14 protein-coding genes are annotated in these 19,423 nt (G+C 38.8%); 8 read left to right on the top strand and 6 right to left on the bottom strand.

Features of this window, described 5'->3' with window-relative positions; translation table 11 throughout:
* Positions 1-253: 253 nt before the first annotated feature.
* From ACFE6N_RS08450 to ACFE6N_RS08425, 6 genes are all read left to right on the top strand, one after another.
* Positions 254-1,036, top strand: a complete 783-nt coding sequence (locus tag ACFE6N_RS08450) for a lytic transglycosylase domain-containing protein (protein ID WP_378935546.1) — start codon at positions 254-256, stop codon at positions 1,034-1,036.
* A 446-nt stretch (positions 1,037-1,482) separates the two neighbouring features.
* A complete protein-coding gene (locus tag ACFE6N_RS08445) occupies positions 1,483-2,523 on the top strand; it encodes a 2Fe-2S iron-sulfur cluster-binding protein (RefSeq protein ID WP_378935544.1) in 1,041 nt (346 codons plus the stop codon).
* A gap of 378 nt (positions 2,524-2,901) precedes the next feature.
* Entirely contained in the window at positions 2,902-5,817 is a 2,916-nt protein-coding gene (uvrA, locus tag ACFE6N_RS08440) for an excinuclease ABC subunit UvrA (protein WP_378935542.1), read from the top strand.
* Between the two features lie 76 nt (positions 5,818-5,893).
* Entirely contained in the window at positions 5,894-6,661 is a 768-nt protein-coding gene (locus tag ACFE6N_RS08435; protein ID WP_378935540.1) for a TatD family hydrolase, read from the top strand.
* Between the two features lie 512 nt (positions 6,662-7,173).
* Entirely contained in the window at positions 7,174-8,193 is a 1,020-nt protein-coding gene (locus tag ACFE6N_RS08430; RefSeq protein WP_378935538.1) for an asparaginase, read from the top strand.
* Between the two features lie 637 nt (positions 8,194-8,830).
* Complete coding sequence (locus ACFE6N_RS08425; RefSeq protein WP_378935536.1) at positions 8,831-10,243, top strand: rhodanese-like domain-containing protein; 1,413 nt, start codon at positions 8,831-8,833, stop codon at positions 10,241-10,243.
* 127 nt (positions 10,244-10,370) lie between these two features.
* Here ACFE6N_RS08425 and ACFE6N_RS08420 read toward each other — a convergent pair whose 3' ends face one another.
* The 4 genes from ACFE6N_RS08420 to ileS all read right to left on the bottom strand — a co-directional run bounded on the left by ACFE6N_RS08420 (position 10,371) and on the right by ileS (position 15,735).
* Positions 10,371-10,910, bottom strand: coding sequence for a DUF4269 domain-containing protein (locus tag ACFE6N_RS08420; protein ID WP_378935534.1), 540 nt, complete (start codon positions 10,908-10,910; stop codon positions 10,371-10,373).
* A gap of 408 nt (positions 10,911-11,318) precedes the next feature.
* Positions 11,319-11,921, bottom strand: coding sequence for a lipoprotein signal peptidase (locus ACFE6N_RS08415; RefSeq protein WP_090984198.1), 603 nt, complete (start codon positions 11,919-11,921; stop codon positions 11,319-11,321).
* Positions 11,921-12,304, bottom strand: coding sequence for a TraR/DksA C4-type zinc finger protein (locus ACFE6N_RS08410; RefSeq protein WP_090984197.1), 384 nt, complete (start codon positions 12,302-12,304; stop codon positions 11,921-11,923). Before ACFE6N_RS08410 ends, ACFE6N_RS08415 begins: the two co-directional genes overlap by 1 nt.
* Positions 12,305-12,333: 29 nt before the next feature.
* Positions 12,334-15,735 (bottom strand): isoleucine--tRNA ligase, encoded by a 3,402-nt coding sequence (ileS, locus tag ACFE6N_RS08405; protein ID WP_378935531.1) that lies wholly within the window; start codon positions 15,733-15,735, stop codon positions 12,334-12,336.
* Positions 15,736-15,819: 84 nt separating this feature from the next.
* Between ileS and ACFE6N_RS08400 the strand changes: the two genes are divergently transcribed.
* Both ACFE6N_RS08400 and ACFE6N_RS08395 read left to right on the top strand, forming a co-directional pair.
* Positions 15,820-16,008: a hypothetical protein gene (locus ACFE6N_RS08400; RefSeq protein WP_090984193.1), complete on the top strand. Its 189-nt coding sequence runs from the start codon at positions 15,820-15,822 to the stop codon at positions 16,006-16,008.
* Positions 16,005-16,277, top strand: coding sequence for an isoleucyl-tRNA synthetase (locus ACFE6N_RS08395; RefSeq protein ID WP_378935529.1), 273 nt, complete (start codon positions 16,005-16,007; stop codon positions 16,275-16,277). Before ACFE6N_RS08400 ends, ACFE6N_RS08395 begins: the two co-directional genes overlap by 4 nt.
* Positions 16,278-16,305: 28 nt before the next feature.
* Here the strand turns inward: ACFE6N_RS08395 and ACFE6N_RS08390 are convergent, their stop codons facing one another.
* Positions 16,306-16,899 carry a transposase gene (locus ACFE6N_RS08390; RefSeq protein ID WP_378935527.1) on the bottom strand — a complete coding sequence of 198 codons (594 nt, stop codon included), beginning with the start codon at positions 16,897-16,899 and terminating at the stop codon, positions 16,306-16,308.
* A gap of 67 nt (positions 16,900-16,966) precedes the next feature.
* Entirely contained in the window at positions 16,967-19,318 is a 2,352-nt protein-coding gene (locus ACFE6N_RS08385; RefSeq protein ID WP_378935525.1) for an RND family transporter, read from the bottom strand.
* Positions 19,319-19,423 lie beyond the last annotated feature (105 nt).

Raw genomic sequence — 19,423 nt, 5'->3', positions numbered from 1 at the left:
TAACGCATTAAAAATGCGGGCTGCAAATTTATGAAAAAATGGTGAACATAACAATTATCCGGGCGGAAAAAGCAGATAAAAAAAATAGCCTCTAAAATAGGTAAAATCGCTTAGAAATCCAAATTTAAAATCCGCGTTTAAAGGGGTTTAAAGGCTGATTTTTGCACTTAATTTCGTAACTATTTGATAGTGTGCTTATTATTTTTTAGCTTTGCCGACGTTTTTATTAAGTTTCACCAAAAAAAGGAGGAGAATGTTAAAGAAACACATCGTACCATTTTCAGTAGTGGCAACACTATTTATCTTGGCAAAAGTGTTCACTTACCAAATGCCCTTAACAAAAAAAAGTCTTTTTAAGGAAGAAAAATTAAGCTCTACAATAACAAAAACTGATAGCACAAAAGTTGAAGACGTTGTGAAACCTCTTTCTCTGATGGCTCAGTTAAATTTCGCGGATGAAACCCTGCCTTTGGGCGATAAAAGGGTGGAAAGAAAAATGAAAAAGATTTTGGCCGCACACAGTTACAAGAACACACATACTAATCTTTTGCACCAGAAAGCAGCAAAATGGTTTCCGGTTATCGAGCCAATACTTGCCGCTTATGGTATCCCGAATGATTTTAAGTATTTGGCCCTTGTCGAATCCGGAATGACTGAAGGAACTTCACCAAAAGGTGCAGCAGGGATCTGGCAGTTTATGCCGGGTACCGCCCGTAATTATGGATTAAAGGTAAACGGGGATGTTGATGAGCGCTATAATTTGCGCAAATCTACTATTGCAGCCTGCAAATACATTAAAGAAATGTATAAAGGTTTAGAAAGCTGGACATTGGTGGCTGCGGCTTACAATGTTGGCGACGGGCGTTTGCGTAAGCAGATCAATAATCAAAATCAGGATAATTACTACAAAATGAGGCTAAACCGCGAAACCGGGGGCTATGTTTATAAAGTAATTTCTATGAAACAGATTATGGAACACCCAAAACGTTACGGTTACAAGAAACCGAGGGTATTATTGGCCTATAACGGCGAATAATATAATTAAGATAAAGACAAGCATTTGGTAAGGCGTCCCGGTTTCAAAATCGGGACGCTTTTTTTTAAAGGATTGTTTCACAGATTTGTTTTGCTTACTACCTTTATTAGGAACTACAGCTACCATAGAAACTATCTGCATCACGTTCGCTAAAAGGCAAATAAATCAAATGAACTTTATTGCCACGGAAACGGATTAGCAAGGAATGGTTTTACCAGAGAAATCTAAGGTAATTTAAGCGCATTTGTGTATAAATATATTGGTCATTTATTATTTTCCATTATTACAAAAACAAGCTTCTCTAATCGGCGTTTTTCCTAAACCCTAAACCCTAAACCCTAAACCCTAAACCCTAAACCCTAAACCCTAAACCCTAAACCCTAAACCCTATCATTGAATTTACGTCAACCGCTTTTCGCTTTACGCTCAAAACCTTTTCTTTGCATATGTTCAAACTGCGGATCAATAAAATCATCAATCAACCCGGCGATAATATTACTTTTCAATTTGAAGAGCTGGATGAATATCCTGCATATTTACCGGGACAATTTTTATCATTGGTTTTTCATGGAAAACAACGTGAGTTAAGAAGATCATATTCTTTTAACAGTTCGCCGGATGTTGATGAGCCTTTGGCTATCACGGTGAAGAGGGTAGAAAATGGGGAAATCTCCAGGTTTTTACATCATAAAACTGCTGTAAGTGATATTCTTTTGGCACAAGAGCCGCAAGGCCTGTTCAGTTATATTGCAGATGAAAATCTGGAACGCGATCTTTTTCTTTTTGCTGCAGGTGTTGGAATTACCCCATTATTTTCCATTTTGAAAACGGCATTAGTGCGGGAGCAAAAATCGTTGGTTACACTGATTTACAGTAATCGATCGAAAGAGGAAACTTTGTTTTATGATGAATTGATCGAATGGCAACAGAAATATCCCGAAAGATTAAAGATTATCTGGATTTTCAGTAATAGCAAAAACTTAATGACGGCCAGGCTAAATAAATTTTATATCGAAAAACTAATTAAAGAGCATTTACATTTCGATCGGGACCAAGTGCTGTTTTACACTTGCGGACCCGTAATTTATATGGATTTATGCCGTATCACTTTATTAGGTTTGGGATTCGATATTAAACAGATTAAAAGAGAAACTTTTGTTTTGCCGGAGGATGAAGTTGATGAAGATGACAGCTCTGAAAAAATAGTCGATAAAAATACCTATTCCGTTGTTTTAAACTTTGAAGGCGAAACCTATCATCTCGACGTGCCTTGGCCAAAGAGAATTCTGGATGTTGCGCTTGAAAATAAGATCAAATTACCCTACAGCTGCCGTGGGGGTGTATGTAGCACCTGTGTAGCCAATTGTACCAAGGGCGGGGTAAGGATGGATTATAATGAAGTACTGACCGATGATGAATTGGAAAGGGGAAGGGTGTTGGTTTGTACTGGGCACCCTACAGAGAATGGGACGACGATAGTTTGGTAGGTTGTCGGGCTATAATTTACTTGTCTTTTTTGCTTTTAGCATCATTTAGATTAAATCATCGTTTGTAATCCTGTAAAATGCAATCGTCATGCTGAATTTATTTCAGCATCTTTTATTGATATAGACCCTGAAATAAATTTACTCCGTACCTTTCCGCTTCGCTACAGGTCAGGGTTACGATACGATAAACATAAAACATATTTGTTATTAATCATGTTTTAGCATGTAATTTCTGTAGGAATTAATGCTGATATTATGACAATTAATCCTTAATACAGCTTGGTTATAACTTTCTTTTTGATAAAATTTTTAGCATTTTTGCAGATTGAAATCTGGTCGGTTTTAAGCCCGGGTTTTGACCCCAACTTTAAATAAAATATGAGCAATAAATCTGTCGACCTCGGTGAGCAAAAGGATGTAGAAGTATACGGTGCGAGGGTACATAATTTAAAGAATATAGACGTTAGCTTTCCGCGAAATGAACTTGTGGTGATTACAGGCTTAAGTGGCAGCGGTAAATCTTCCCTTGCTTTTGATACCATTTACGCTGAGGGCCAGCGCCGGTACATGGAAACATTCAGTGCCTACAGCCGTCAGTTCATGGGCGGTATGGAGCGTCCGGATGTAGACAAAGTTTCGGGTTTAAGTCCGGTTATTGCCATTGAGCAGAAAACCACCAGTAAGAACCCCCGCTCTACCGTAGGTACCATTACCGAAATTTACGATTTTATGCGTTTGCTTTATGCGCGTGTGGCTGATGCCTATTCGTACAATACGGGTGAGAAAATGGAGCGGATGAGTGAAGACCAGATCCTACAGAATATCTTTAATAAATTTGATGGTTTAGCGGTAAATATACTGGCACCTGTGGTTAAAGGTAGGAAAGGTCACTACCGTGAACTTTTTGAGCAGATCCGTAAACAGGGTTATGTTAAAGTGCGTGTAGATGGAGAGATTAAGGATATTACCGCTAAAATGCAGGTAGACCGTTATAAAATCCACGATATTGAAGTGGTGATTGACCGTTTAATCGTTGATGTAAAAGATAAAAAACGTCTGCTCGATTCCTTGCAAACCGCAATGAAAATGGGTAAAGGAGTGATCAAAATAAGCGATAAGGATAATAATGTAGCGCATTTTAGTAAATTTTTGATGTGTCCAACCACAGGTATTTCTTACGATGAACCTCAACCAAATAGTTTTTCGTTCAATTCGCCTTATGGCGCCTGTGAGCGCTGCGATGGTTTAGGGTATATTTTCGTGGTGGATAAAGAATCGGTTATCCCTAATCCTAAATTGAGCATTTTAAATGGGGGTTTAGCACCCTTGGGTGAATACCGCGATATCTGGATGTTTCAGGTATTAAAAGCGTTGGCTAAAAAATACAGTTTCTCGCTTTCTACGCCAATTGAAAAATTAAGCGACGAAGTCATCAATATTATTTTAAACGGTTCACCCGATCTGATCAAAGTTGAGGTAGAATACAATAAGTGGAACGTTCAGAATTATAACATCACGTTTGATGGGATAATTAAAATGCTTGAGGAGCAGAACGAAAAAAGAAGCGAATCTGCGGCTGACGATATGGATGAGTTCAGGAAACTGAAAACTTGTCCGGAGTGTCATGGAGCTCGTTTAAAAAAGGAAAGCCTGCATTTTAAAGTGGATGGCAAAAATATTTTCGAGCTCTCTTCAATGGATATCAACAACCTCCACCAATGGTTCGAAAAAGTTGATGAGCGCTTGTCTGACCGCCAGAATATTATTGCCAAAGAAATTTTAAAGGAAATTAAAGCCAGAATTGGTTTTTTAACTGATGTAGGGCTAACCTACTTAACTTTAGATCGTACAGCGCGCACACTGTCCGGTGGTGAGGCACAACGTATCCGCTTGGCTACCCAGATTGGTTCGCAGTTAATGAATGTGATGTACATTCTCGACGAACCAAGTATCGGTTTGCACCAGCGTGATAACGAACGTTTGATCAATGCATTGAAGAACCTCCGGGATTTAGGAAATACTGTTTTGGTTGTAGAACACGATAAGGATATGATCCTGGAAGCTGATTGGGTAATTGACGTTGGTCCTGGGGCAGGTATTCACGGTGGTACCGTGGTTGCAGAGGGAACCGCCGCACAGATCCTTAAATCCAACACTTTAACCGCTGATTACCTGAACGGTAAAAGGAGCATTGAAGTACCAAAAGTCCGAAGAAAAGGCAACGGGCATAAATTATCGCTCATTAAAGCTATTGGACATAATTTAAAGGAGGTTTCTGTCGATTTTCCTTTGGGTAAATTTATTGCTGTAACCGGTGTTTCGGGCAGTGGAAAATCGAGTTTAATTACCGAGACATTATATCCGATTTTAAATCATCATTTCTTCAGGGCCAAAAAAACACCTTTGCCTTACGAAAAGATCAATGGCTTAAAAGAAATTGATAAAGTAATCGAAATTGATCAGGCACCGATTGGCAGAACGCCGCGTTCAAATCCTTCTACCTATACCGGGGTTTTCTCTGATATCAGGAATTTGTTTGTGCAGTTGCCTGAAGCAAAAATCCGTGGCTACAAACCCGGCCGTTTTTCTTTCAATGTTAAAGGTGGCCGTTGCGAAACCTGTCAGGGAGCCGGCTTGAAGGTGATCGAAATGAATTTTTTACCCGATGTGCAAGTGCCTTGCGAAGAATGTGGCGGAAGGAGATACAACAGGGAAACTTTGGAGGTGCGTTTCAGAGGAAAATCGATCAGTGATGTATTGGATATGAGTATCGAAGATGCCTGTACGTTCTTCGAAAATATTCCGATCATCTATAGAAAAATCAAAACTTTAAAAGATGTAGGCTTAGGTTATATTACTTTAGGTCAATCGTCGGTTACTTTATCCGGAGGGGAGGCGCAACGTGTAAAACTGGCAACAGAACTTTCTAAAAAGGATACCGGAAAAACGTTCTACATTTTAGATGAACCTACAACCGGACTACACTTTGAAGACATTAATGTGCTTCTGGGCGTTTTGCAGGAGCTGGTTGATAAGGGAAATACGGTTTTGGTGATCGAACATAATTTAGATGTAGTTAAAGTTGCCGACTGGGTAATTGATTTGGGTGAAGAAGGTGGTGTTGGCGGCGGAAGGATTTTGTTTGAAGGTACACCGGAGGGTTTAATCCAGAATCCAATCAGTTTGACAGGTAAATTTTTGAAAAAGGAAATGGAGTATAATCCCCAGTCCCAAGTCGGAAGTCCGGAGTCTAAAGCCAAAGCACCAAGAAAAAGTAAGGCCGGAAAGAAATAGAATTCTTGTACAGGTATCAAGAATCAGCAAATCCATCTTGATACCTGATACTTATTACTTGATACTATAATAAAACATGATCTTCACTGATACCCATACCCATTTATATTACGAGCAGGATGCCGGGAAACAAGCCCTTTTAATGGAGCGTTGTTTTGAAAACAATGTGAACCGTTTGTTTTTGCCGAATGTTGATGCGAAATCGATTGCGATGATTGATGACCTGGTAGCAAAATATCCCGATAACTGCTTTGCGATGGCCGGCCTGCATCCCTGTGATGTAAAAGAAGATTATCTGGCGTTGTTGGATGAAATATATAACAGTATTGCAGGGCGAAAAATTTATGCCATAGGCGAAATCGGGATTGATTTATATTGGGACAAATCTACTTTGGCCATTCAGCAGGATGCATTCCGTAAACAGATAGGCTGGGCAAAAAGCTTAGGATTGCCGATCGTGATTCATTGCAGAGAAGCTTTTGAAGAGGTTTTTGAAGTGTTGGAAAGTGAAAGAGATGAAAAGTTGCATGGCATATTTCATTGTTTCACCGGAAATTTGGCGCAGGCAAAACAGGCTATTGATTTAAACTTTTATTTAGGCATTGGTGGTGTGGTTACCTATAAAAAAGCAGGTTTGGATGCCGTGATTGCTGATATTCCTTTGGCTCATCTCGTTTTAGAGACTGATTCTCCTTATCTGGCACCAGTTCCTTTCCGTGGTAAACCCAATGAAAGCAGTTACCTGATTTATATCGCGCAAAAGCTAGCCGATATCTATGGCGTTTCCATTGAAGAGATTGCAGCGGTAACAACTCAAAATTCGAAAGAGATTTTTAGAGTTTAATTAATTCGTCGTTATAAGAAGGCTTTTTCAGCAGGCGAAGCAATCTATTTAGTGGGCTTAGTCCTCATCTATCCACAGCGGTCGAAACGCCGGGGATACAAAATGGAACAGAAGCTCTGACTCGTTGTGATTATTGCGTTTTCGATCAATTTCATTACCAGGCCGTAGAGATTCTGCGCTTAACCCGACGGACAGGATTGTGAACAGATTGCGGCGGTAGTAACTCAAGATTCGAAAGAGATTTTTGGAGTTTAGGTTTGGTTGAGAGTCCCTAATCAGGGTTAAACTGGCCATCATTTCGATTAAAAGCGCAGCGTAATGAAGAGATCTGTTCTCAGGATGATATCGTTAACTCGAATAAAGAATTATTAATTATGTAATTTTTTATATTAAAATTATCAAATTGATAATTTAGTAGGTTTATTATTGTTATTTTTTGCTAATTTAAAAATATAGCCGGATCATTTCTAAATTTTTAGTTTCTTTGTGATGAGCAACCTTCACTAAACCAAATGACCAAAATACTTATTATCTATACCGGTGGCACCATTGGTATGGTTAACGACCCTACAAACGGAATGTTGGTTCCGTTTGATTTCGAGCAGATCAAAGAAAACGTTCCAGAACTGAGCCGTTTGGATTATCATTTAGATGTACATTCCTTTAACCCGGTTTTGGATTCATCAAATATGGATCCTGAAATATGGAAAACGCTTGCAGAACTGGTTTATAACAAATATGATCAGTATGATGGCTTTGTGATCCTGCACGGATCAGATACCATGGCCTTTACTGCTTCTGCACTAAGTTTTATGCTCGAGAATCTGGATAAACCTGTTGTTTTGACCGGGTCTCAGCTGCCAATTGGCGAAATCAGGACCGATGCGAAAGAGAACCTGATTACTGCTTTAGAGATTGCCGCAACTAAAGAAGATGGCAAAGCACTGTTTCCTGAAGTTTGTATTTATTTTGATGCACAATTATTCAGGGGCAACCGTTCTATAAAATACAATAGCGAAAAATTTGAGGCTTTCCGATCACCTAATTACCCTGTACTGGCAGAGGCTGGGGTACATTTGCAGTTTCACAGAAATTATATTTTAAAAGCTACAGGCGGCAAGTTAAAACTGCATACCAATTTTAATGCTAACATTGGCGTGCTGAAATTATACCCTGGAATTACACCACAAGCGGTTCAGGCTATTACCGATTCTAAAGTAGATGCCATTATTTTAGAAACTTTTGGTTCAGGCAATACCTCTACTGCGCGATGGTTTTTAGATAGTTTACGACAGGCCATTTTAAACGGGAAAATTATTATTGATATTTCCCAATGTAAAAAAGGCTCTGTGCAGTTAGGTCGCTACGAAACCAGCAGGGAATTGTTGAAAATGGGCATTGTAAGTGGTTACGATTTAACTTTTGAGGCTACGGTTACCAAACTGATGTTTGTAATGGGCCTGGGTTTATCGGTAGAAGAAAGCCGTAAACTGATGGATGAATCATTAAGAGGGGAGCTGACAAAGGATTAAATGCTAGCCGGGATTTGTAATCCCGTCTCTTGAACTAACGATTTAAATCTTTAAAACTAGTAAGGTCGGGATTGCAAATCTCGACCAACGAAGTGAATCGTTGCGGGAATAGCTGACGAAGGATTAATATTTCCAGCGTTTATAACATTTTGTTAAGGAAATGAGCAGTTTGCGCTCTTTTGGAGGTTTTCAGTCCTGCTCACGCTTCTGCCGATAAAGAATTGGCATCTCGCTTCGATCGGGTTTAGAGACAAAGGATAAGTGCAATTGACTAAATTTACCAAAGTGCAGTATTTGACGTGATGTAAGGAACAGGCCTTTCGGTTATAAACCTGACAGCAGCGGCAGCTCCCGATTTTTTTATCGGGACTAAAGCGAATGGCAGGGCTTCACTGGCCATGAACAACAAAACGTTCGTTTTCAAAATAAAACGATTAAGATTTAGCATTACTAAATTTAATATCCAGATAAGCTGTATCACGCACCAAAATAAGTAAAACTTCTGCAATTATGAGCAACATCATTTCGGTTATCACTATTTAGCCCTATTTTTGCTAAGGAAGGGTATATGGCGAAAGGCTTAAGGCATAAGGTTATATCTTGATACTTACTTCTCCATACTTGATACTTATTAAACATGAAAATAGAACAAATATATACAGGTTGCCTGGCAGAAGCCGCTTATTACATTGAGAGTGAAGGCGAAGCTGCAATAGTAGATCCTTTAAGAGAAGTTGCAACATATCTAAAGAAAGCAGAAAAAGCGGGCGCTACCATTAAATATATTTTCGAAACGCATTTTCATGCAGATTTTGTTTCTGGTCATGTAGATTTGGCCGAAAAATCGGGTGCTGAGATTATTTACGGACCAACTGCAAAAACCGAATTTAAAGCGCATATTGCCAAAGATGGTGAGCAGTTTAAAATTGGTAGCCTAACCATTACTGCGTTACACACACCAGGGCATACCTTAGAATCGACCACTTATCTTTTAACTGATGAAAACGGTAAAGACCATTGCATTTTTAGTGGCGATACCCTGTTTATTGGTGATGTCGGCCGTCCGGATTTAGCACAGAAAGGTAATTTAACAATGAATGACTTAGCCGGGATGCTTTACGATTCCTTAAATGAAAAGATAAAGCCACTAGCTGCTGATGTAATTGTTTATCCTGCCCATGGTGCCGGCTCGGCTTGTGGCAAGAGCATGAGTAAAGAAACTTTTGATACTTTAGGTCACCAGAAACAAGTAAATTACGCCTTAAAGGCAGAAACGAAAGAACAGTTCATTGCCGAAGTAACGGAGGGTATTTTGCCTCCACCACAATATTTTGCTAAAAATGCTGCCATTAATAAAGGCGGAGTAGAAAGTATTGATGATATTTACGAAAAGGGATTGAATGCGCTAAATCCCCAACAATTCGAGGATCTGGCGAATCAAACGGGTGCTGTTATGCTGGATACACGTGATCCGCAGGTTTTTGCAAAAGGCTTTATTCCGAATTCGATCAATATCGGTTTAAACGGACAGTTTGCGCCTTGGGTTGGGGCGTTGATTAGCGATTTACAACAGCCCATTTTATTGATTACCGATCAGGGGAAAGAGCAGGAAACGATTACACGTTTAACCCGGGTTGGTTATGACAATACGATTGGATATCTGGATGGAAGTTTCGAAAGATGGATAGATGCGGGAAAAGAAATAGATACGATTGAAACAATTTCTGCAGATGCTTTTGAAGCGGCCGCCTCAAATGGTGAAATTACTGCACTTGATGTACGTAAGCCAGGTGAGTATGAAGCCGAACACCTGGAATTTACCCTGAGCCGTCCGTTGGATTTTATTAACGACTGGACTGGCGAGATCGATCATAAAGCTACCTATTACATTCATTGTGCAGGTGGTTACCGTTCGATGATTGCTGCTTCCATTTTAAAGTCGCGTGGAGTAGAAAATGTGATAGATGTGGCCGGTGGTTATGGTGCAATAAAAAATACAGGTTTAAAAAGAACAGATTTCAGCTGTCCGAGTAAAGCAATGAAGGTGTAGTAGCGGCAAGATCGTTATTTTAAGCGTAACATACTTAGTCTATAATACTTATGCCCAAATGGTATTCGTTTGGTAATTATCCAATCGGGATGATTTTATATTGATGTTTTTGTAATATCAATTACCACTATATATCATGTTTTATTCCTTTAAAATCTAATTTCAGCAATTCCTCATAAGCATTTTTCTCAATTCCCAGTAATTTGGCAAAGGCTGGTTCGGTTTTATAACCTTGTTTTTTTAGGGCTATAATCTCCTGCCTGAATTCCTCTCCTTTTTCCAGAAGTAATCGATATTCAATTAACATATGGCGATAGGCATTTTGCTTTATTGTTGGTATGGCCTGACCAAAAATTTCAACTTCAAAACCACCCAGAAAGAAACTGACATTGATGGATTGCAAGGTCGGGTTTTCGGTGATTTTAAAGCCTTTTTCGTTTTGAAAATGATTGGTCAACATTTTGATAAAAGCAATTTTATCCTGGATACAACAGATGATGTCAAGATCACTGCTTTCAATGTCTATATTAATGGGTATGGTGCCGACTAAAATAGGTTGATATAGTGCAAGTTTTTCTAAAATTTTATTATCGGTTAAAATTTGATAGGCAGTCTTTTGCTTCTCATTTCCAAATTGTAAATAGGAGATGTTAAGAAAGTTAATCATTTGAATCGAATTATTGTCAAGTTAATAAACATAAATTTAAGGAATCTTAGAGTGGTTAACGCTATCCTTACAGTTAAGCGCATTGTCTCTACGGATTATTGAATGGATTTGAGTTGTTAACTCAGCAATAAGCGAGTCGGAGACTCTTTTCTATGCTATGAATCTTAGAGTGGTTAACGCTATCCTTACAGTTAAGCGCATTGTCTCTACGGATTATTGAATGGATTTGGGTTGTTAACTCAGCAATAAGCGAGTCGGACATTCTTCACCATGCTTTAATCAGTAGAACCCTCTGAACGCTACATACAGACGGGAACCCGTTCCTCTCGTGATGATGGATCTTCATAAAAAAAGCCTGTCTCATGGTTGAGGCAGGCTTCGATTTATCTAAATTTTGTCCGTTGGAAATTAATCTTCAACAATTTCACTGTTTAAGCTTACATCATCCTTTACATCTTCTTTAAAGTAACTTTTCTGAAAGATCAGGATCAAGATTACCCCAACTGAAATTGCAGCGTCTGCAAGGTTAAAAACGGGTCTGAAGAAAACGAATTCTTCGCCTCCCCAAATTGGAAACCAGGTAGGGAAATGACCTTCTGCAATCGGGAAGTAGAACATATCAACCACACGGCCATGAAACCAGGTTTCATATCCATAAATCTTGCCATAAAAAACTGAATCGATAATGTTTCCTAAGGCGCCGGAAAAAATCAAAGCGACGTTTAGAATTAAACCGCGGTGATATTTATGCTTGATCAGGTAGTGCAGGCCATAACCAATTCCTGCTACAGCAGCAATACGGAATAGCGATAAGGCTAGTTTACCAAATTCGCCACCGAACTCCATTCCAAAGGCCATTCCATTATTCTCGGTAAAATGAATAATAAACCATTTACCAATAATATGGAACTCCTGTCCAAGGTACATATGCGTTTTAACCCAGGTTTTAACCAGCTGATCGGCCAGTAAAACCAAAAAGATTACAATTAAAGGTTTTGTATAGCCTTTCATTAACTCTGCTTTAATTTAGCTTCCATGCTTAAAGTAGCATGAGGAACAGCACGTAAACGTTCTTTTTGGATTAATTTACCCGTTTCACGGCAAATACCATAAGTTTTGTTCTCGATACGCACCAACGCGTTCTCCAGGTTATCGATAAATTTTTTCTGACGGGCAGCCAATTGATTGATCTGCTCTTTCTCCATTGTTGCAGAACCGTCTTCTAAGGTTTTGTAAGCGCCTGAAGTATCTTCTGTTCCATTGGCGTTAGGGTTACTTAAAGATGCCGTTAAAGCATTAAGTTCCTCTTTTGCCATGCGTAATTTATCTTGAATTAATTCTTTAAACTCCTGTAATTCACTGTCTGAGTAGCGTGTTTTGTTGCTGTTTTCCATGTTCTTTTCTAATTTTCTAATATATGGATTTATATTTTAGTTACTGAAATGCTTAACTCAACATCATCAATCACGATTTTGTTTGCATTATTTACAGCATCTGTTAATTCAAATTCATCGGCCAGTATTTCGGCACAAATGTAATCCTTGTTTTTAGCAACTGCGCTGGCTACCAGGTTATCATTTTGTAATGAAACTTTAATCCTGTCAGTTACTTCAAAGTTTAATTCTTTTCGTAAGTTCTGGATTCTGTTAACCAATTCGCGCGAAATACCTTCCTGTTTAAGCGCTTCAGAAATGGTTACATCCAAAGCAACGGTTAAGCTGCCTATATTGGTTACCTGCCATCCCGGAATATCTTCAGCAAAAACCTCAACATCATCATTCAGGTCAATGGCATGTTGAATGTTGTTGGTGCCGAAAACGTTGATGTAGCCATCAACTTCCAAACGTTGGATATCATCCTGCGTCATGTTCTCTAAAGCTTCTTTTACGATGCTCATATCCTTACCCACTTTTTTACCCAGCGATTTAAAGTTTGGTTTCAGCTTTTTCTTTACGATGCCATGTGTATCGGTGATGAATTCAATATGTTTCACATTGGTTTCAGAAAGGATATAATCGGCAACTTTAGAGATCTTTTTTTCAAAATCGCCATTTAAAGATGGGATTAAGATTTTTTCCAATGGCTGACGTACATTGATACCTGATTTTTTACGCAACGATAAAACCATCGAAGAGATATCCTGCGCATAAACCATTCTTTCATTCAGGGCATTATCTGTTAAACCCGGATCAGCTTCTTTCCATAAGGTTAAGTGAACCGATTCTTCAGCATGGGCATCGGTAACGGTTAAGTTTCTGTATAACCAATCGGCAAAGAAAGGCGCTACAGGACTCATTAACTGGGCCAGGGTTTCTAAACAGGTGTAAAGTGTTTCGTAAGCAGCACGTTTATCATCAGTCATTTCGCCTTTCCAGAAACGACGGCGGCTTAACCTGATGTACCAGTTGCTTAAGTGTTCGTCAACAAAAGTCTGGATGGCACGGGTAGCTTTGGTTGGCTCATAAGTATTGTAGCTCTCATCCACTTCGCTGATCAGGTTTTGTAATAACGACAAGATCCAGCGGTCTAATTCAGTCCTGTCTTCAACTTTGCTTAAGTTGTTTTTGTCGATTTCGAATTTATCGATATTGGCATACAGGGCAAAAAAAGCGTAGGTATTGTAAAGTGTTCCAAAGAATTTACGGCGCACTTCATCTAAACCTTCCAAACTAAATTTAAGGTTATCCCATGGAGATGCATTGCTGATCATGTACCAGCGCGTAGCATCGGCACTGTAGGTTTCGATGGTGCTGAACGGATCAACGGCATTGCCCAGGCGTTTAGACATTTTGTTGCCGTTTTTATCCAATACCAAACCGTTTGAAACAACATTTTTAAAGGCTACCCCAGGGTTACCCACTTTTGCATTTACCGCTTTAATATCATCGCTGGCTTCGCTCAGCATTACTGCAATGGCATGTAAGGTAAAGAACCAGCCTCTGGTTTGGTCTACACCTTCTGCGATAAAATCAGCCGCATAAGCATTTTCAAACTCTTCCTTGTTTTCAAAAGGGAAGTGCCATTGCGCATAAGGCATGGCGCCGCTATCAAACCAAACGTCGATCAGGTCAGTTTCGCGGGTCATTTTTTCGCCTTTTGATGAAGTTAAAATCACATCATCAACATAAGGACGGTGCATATCCTTTAGTTCGAAACCTGCCGGCATAAAGCCAGCTTCTATCGATTTTGCAATCTCGGCGTTTAAATCAGCGATAGAACCGATACATTTCTCCTCTGTGCCATCAGCTGTGCGCCAGATCGGCAATGGTGTTCCCCAATAACGCGAACGCGATAAGTTCCAGTCAACGAGGTTTTCCAGCCAGTTACCAAAACGGCCTGTTCCGGTCGATTCCGGTTTCCAGTTGATTCCTTTGTTTAATTCCACCATTTTATCCTTAACGGCAGTGGTTTTGATAAACCAGCTGTCTAATGGATAGTATAAAACCGGTTTATCCGTTCTCCAGCAATGTGGATAGGTGTGCACGTATTTCTCAACCTTAAAGGCTTTATTCTCTTCTTTTAACTGGATGGCGATTTCTACGTCAACTGATTTTTCAGGCGCTTCACCATCTTTATAATATTCATTTTTAACGTATTTGCCACCATAGTTTCCGCCTAATGATGCAATAAATTTACCTTGCAGATCAACCAGTGGAACGGCATTGCCTTTTTCATCCAAAACGAGCATTGGCGGTACTTCAGGTGTAGCCAGTTTAGCTGCCCGGGCATCATCCGCACCAAATGTAGGTGCAGTGTGTACGATACCGGTACCATCTTCGGTAGTTACGAAGTCGCCGGAAATTACCCTAAAGGCATTTTCAGGATTTTGGTAAGGCAGTGCATAAGGCAATAACTGTTCGTATTTAATCCCTACTAAATCTGCACCTACAAATTCTGCTAAAACCGTATATGGTATTTTTTTATCTTCAGCTTTATAGTTTACAAAAGCGTCGTCGCCTTCAGCTAAGAAATATTTGCCCGAAAATTGTTTACCTACCAAGGCTTTCGCCAGTACCACCTGGATCGGTTCAAAAGTATACTGATTAAATGTTTTAACCAGTACATAATCGATCTTCGGTCCTACGGTTAATGCCGTGTTACTCGGCAATGTCCACGGGGTGGTTGTCCAGGCTAAAAAGTGAACCGTACCAAAACCTTTTAATGCCTCGGGTAAGGTAGACTCGATAGTTTTAAACTGCGCCACAATAGTGGTATCGCTTACATCCTTATAAGTGCCTGGCTGGTTCAGTTCGTGCGAACTTAAGCCTGTACCCGCCGCAGGCGAATAAGGTTGAACGGTATAACCTTTATATAAAAATCCTTTGTCGTAAAGCTGTTTTAAGATCCACCAAAGGGTTTCGATGTATTCATTTTCGTAAGTGATGTATGGATTTTCAAGGTCAACCCAGTAGCCCATTTTTTCGGTCAGGTCGTTCCAAACATCCGTATAACGCATTACCTCGGTACGGCAGGCTTCGTTATATTCATCTACACTGATTTTTTTACCGATATCTTCTTTGGTAATGCCCAGTTTTTTCTCCACAGCCAGTTCAATCGGAAGACCATGTGTGTCCCAACCACCTTTGCGCTTAACCTGATAACCTTTTAAAGTTTTATAGCGGCAAAAAATATCCTTAATTGCGCGCGCCATTACATGGTGAATCCCTGGCATGCCATTGGCAGAGGGTGGGCCTTCGTAAAAAGTAAACGGATTAGATTTAGGACGCGAAGAAATGCTTTTTTCAAAGATGTTTTCTTTTTTCCAAAAATCTAATATTTCCTGCCCTATTTTGGCAAGTTCCAGTTGTTTAAATTCGCTATACATCAATCAAGTACCTCAAAAAATTAAAGGTTGCAAAGTTAACAGAATTGGCTGAATTTTGGTAGTTTTGATGTAAATACTTTTAACGTGAAATTATTTAATATCGGGCTTACCTTAATGATTGTTGCGGTAATTGTTTTGCCAATTATTGTGGTAGTAAGCCCTTCTGACCGGGATTTTGTGCTTTATGCTTTTTATTTCTGCGGCCTGCTCGAACTTATTGGACTTATTTTTGTTTTAGTTCATATGGTAACACTAAAAAGAAAGACCCGATGATTAAGCTATTAAAATTGCAGAAGGCCGTTTTTGTAATTGCTGCAGGGCTGCTTTCTTTTATCGCATATAAAATTTTAGATGCAAACGAAGTAAAAGGAAGCATCTATTTTCAAATGCTGGCGGGTGTACTCGTTATGATTGGTGCACTTTGGCTGCTTTACCCGATTTTATTCGCCAAAAAAGATAAGGATGGCAATGCCGAAATTATTACCGATCCTACTGTTGAGGCTCCGGCTGATGAAGAGGAAAAAAAGCCTGCAACAGAATAATCAACAGACCTATAAGGTTTTTAAAACCTTATAGGTCTAGGATAGATTTTTCATTTCGATGAAATTCTATAAACTCTTCAATGCCTCCGAACCAATCAAAAACAGCATTTCGTTCCAGCTTGGAGCTTTTATTGATAGTGATTATTGAATTATAAGAAGAATAGTCCCATTCTGATGGCGTTTTGCAAAAACCATGATGAACAGGATTTTGATGAATATAATTTATTAATTTGCAGAAATAAGATTCATTGCTAACTTCTTTTCTCCTAGTAAAATCTAAAAATAAAGCTCCTCTTCTATTGCATTGTTTATTAAATGACTTTGCATAGCTATTTAAAAAATTGCTGAGTTGCTGCATAATAAATTTATGGAAATCGAATTCATCATGATCATTTTTTGCCAGCAGCCTAATCACCTTTTCATTTCTTATTTGAATCAATAAGTGAAAATGATTAGGCATTAAACAATAGCTAAATGTTTTAGCGATAGGGGATATATATTTATCATATCTGCTCAGGAAAAAAATAAAGTTATCACGTTTCCTAAACAGATTCTCTTCTCCTACAGCGTGGTTATAAATATGGTAAAAATTGTCGGGATGAAATTTATCGAAATATTTCATGGCAATTTTTTTTATAAATATAATAATCCTATAAGGTTTTGAAAACCTTATAGGATTAAAAAGAGGCCTAATGATCAAACTCACCTGCGTTTTTTGCCGATTCTTCATCTGATATCAGTTTTCTTACTTTCTTTTTATCTAGCCACAATACCAGTGCTGGCAATAAAGTTAGGTTGAAAATTAAGGCTACCAATAAAGTTATCGATAAGAGTAAACCCAGCACCACCGTACCTCCGAAGGTAGAAGCCGTAAAAATTCCGAAGCCGAAGAATAAGATCAGGGCAATATGTGTCATACTTACGCCTGTTTCAGTAATGGTATCCGTTATCACTTTTGGTACACTAAAGTTGGTCAGGTTTAATTCCTGCTGATAACGTGTAAGGAAATAAATCGTCTGATCGGATGCCAGACCAAAAGCAATGGTAAAAATTAAAATGGTTGAAGGTTTTAACGAAATGCCGAAATAACCCATAATCCCTGCGGTAATAATTAAAGGAACAATGTTCGGAAGCAGTGAAATAAACATAATGCCCAGGCTCTTAAACTGCGCCAGCCTTAAAAGCGATATTAGCACAATGGCAAGTGCAATACTCTCGACCAAATGCCTTAACATATAATCCGTACCTTTCGAAAAGATAATACTTGATCCGGTCAATTCGACATCAAATTTAGATGGAGGTAAAATGCTGTCGATACGTGGTTTTAATTCGGCCATAATGGCGTCTAAACGTTTCGAACCGACGTCAGCCATCTGGAAGCTGATCCGTGTGCTCTGATTTCCTCTACTGATAAAGTTGGTTAACAGACTGGCATTTCCTTTACCACCGTTGGCGATGTATGCTAAAATAAAATTCTTTTCTAAATTATCCGGTAAACGGAAAAAAGTTGAATCGTTATTGTAAAAAGCCTGGGTAGCATATTTCAAGCCCATGTTTACCGAAATAGAGCGTGAAAACTCTGGATAAGCGGAAATCATTTTTTCCAGTTTTTCCATTCTTTTAAGGTTGGTTAAATTGAAAACGCCATTCTTTTTCTTGGTATCTACACTTACTTCCAATGGTAAAATGCCCTCAAAATTCTTCTCGAAGAACTTTAAATCAGTTAAAATTTCAGAGTTTTTAGGGAGGTCATCAACCACATATCCGTTAACGTTGATTTTCATCACTCCGATAAAAGCAATAATTGATATGACAATCGTTCCGATATAGATCAATCCGCTTTTATTTTGAACCAGTATATCGGTTTTAACCAATAGTTTATGCAAAAAACCTTCTTCAACATGGTTTTGTGCTTTAAGTTTTGGTGCAGGTAAATAGCTAAAGATAATTGGGATTAAACACAGGCACATTAACCAGGTAACCATCACATTGATAGAGGCTACACTGCCAAATTGCATCAGTAGTTCACTTCCGGTAAAATACAAAACACCAAATCCGATAGCCGCGGTAATGTTGGCAATCAGTGTAGTAATGGCAATCCGCTCTATGGTAATGCTTAAAGCTTTTTGCTTATCGCCATGTTTGCGCAGCTCATTCTGGTATTTGTTTAGCAATAAAATGCTGTTTGGAATGCCGATAATCACGATCAAAGGCGGAATCAGTCCGGTTAAAATGGTTAATTCAAAACCAAATAAAACCAATGTCCCGATACTCCAGATTACACCGATCACCACCACTAAAATAGGGAAGAATACGGCGTAGAATTTTTTGAAGAAAATTAGTAAGATTAAAGCTGAAACCATGATCGATAAGCCCAGGAACAATACAAATTCGTTGCTCACGAGTTTACTTACCGCCGTGCGGATATAAGGTAAGCCCGATATATGAACCTTGATTTTTGTTGCTGTTTGAAAAGCTTTTGCCTTAGCCTCAATCTCTTTTAAAATGGGGTTACGTTCTGCTGTATTTAAGATTTTAGTATCAAAAGTGATAGCCATTAATGTGGCATTCCGGCGGTTATAAACCAGTCCTTCAAAAAAAGGATTACCGTAAATGGCATTTTTGATGGAATCCATCTCTGCATCCGTTTTCACCAGGCCACCGGGCAATGGTTTCAATACAAATTTTTGGTTCACAGTATCTTTTTCCAGTTGGAAAATTCTTCCTGAAGATAAAACCTGTTTAATGCCTTTTAATTTCTGTATATCGTTTGAAAGCTGGACCCATTGGTTGTAAACTTCTTTTTTAAAAATATCAGGTGATTGTATGCCGACTACCATTACACTTCCGTCTTCTCCGAAAGTTTTTTTAAAGGCATTATATTTGATGAAAGCGCTATCGGTAACAGGTAGGATTTTACTCCCGGTGTAAGAGAGTTTTACATTTTTGGCCTGGTAAGCCATGAAAATTGTTCCTAATACAAAAAATACGATGATTGCGATACGATTCTGAAGAATAAATCTCGATAGCTTAACCCACATGTGCAGCTTAGTTTTTAATAATATTAAAGGCAAAACTAATCTTATTTATAAAATGGGATTAGTTTTCGCACAATTAAATTTGCACAAATAACATACTTTTGAAAA

The organism is Pedobacter sp. BG31 (assembly GCF_042464845.1).
In the GTDB taxonomy this organism is placed as follows: Bacteria; Bacteroidota; Bacteroidia; order Sphingobacteriales; family Sphingobacteriaceae; genus Pedobacter; species Pedobacter suwonensis.
The sequence above is the reverse complement of the archived record's forward strand: the minus strand, read 5'-3'. Positions and strand labels throughout refer to the sequence as shown.

Bases quoted from the DNA above. Each gene is read 5' to 3' on its own strand.
- uvrA (WP_378935542.1), top strand. From the start codon at position 2,902: ATGAGCAATAAATCTGTCGACCTCGGTGAGCAAAAGGATGTAGAAGTA.
- ACFE6N_RS08410 (WP_090984197.1), bottom strand. From the start codon at position 12,304: ATGGAAAACAGCAACAAAACACGCTACTCAGACAGTGAATTACAGGAG.
- ACFE6N_RS08420 (WP_378935534.1), bottom strand. From the start codon at position 10,910: ATGATTAACTTTCTTAACATCTCCTATTTACAATTTGGAAATGAGAAG.
- ACFE6N_RS08425 (WP_378935536.1), top strand. From the start codon at position 8,831: ATGAAAATAGAACAAATATATACAGGTTGCCTGGCAGAAGCCGCTTAT.
- ACFE6N_RS08385 (WP_378935525.1), bottom strand. From the start codon at position 19,318: ATGTGGGTTAAGCTATCGAGATTTATTCTTCAGAATCGTATCGCAATC.
- ileS (WP_378935531.1), bottom strand. From the start codon at position 15,735: ATGTATAGCGAATTTAAACAACTGGAACTTGCCAAAATAGGGCAGGAA.
- ACFE6N_RS08450 (WP_378935546.1), top strand. From the start codon at position 254: ATGTTAAAGAAACACATCGTACCATTTTCAGTAGTGGCAACACTATTT.
- ACFE6N_RS08430 (WP_378935538.1), top strand. From the start codon at position 7,174: ATGACCAAAATACTTATTATCTATACCGGTGGCACCATTGGTATGGTT.
- ACFE6N_RS08445 (WP_378935544.1), top strand. From the start codon at position 1,483: ATGTTCAAACTGCGGATCAATAAAATCATCAATCAACCCGGCGATAAT.
- ACFE6N_RS08415 (WP_090984198.1), bottom strand. From the start codon at position 11,921: ATGAAAGGCTATACAAAACCTTTAATTGTAATCTTTTTGGTTTTACTG.
- ACFE6N_RS08395 (WP_378935529.1), top strand. From the start codon at position 16,005: ATGATTAAGCTATTAAAATTGCAGAAGGCCGTTTTTGTAATTGCTGCA.
- ACFE6N_RS08435 (WP_378935540.1), top strand. From the start codon at position 5,894: ATGATCTTCACTGATACCCATACCCATTTATATTACGAGCAGGATGCC.
- ACFE6N_RS08390 (WP_378935527.1), bottom strand. From the start codon at position 16,899: ATGAAATATTTCGATAAATTTCATCCCGACAATTTTTACCATATTTAT.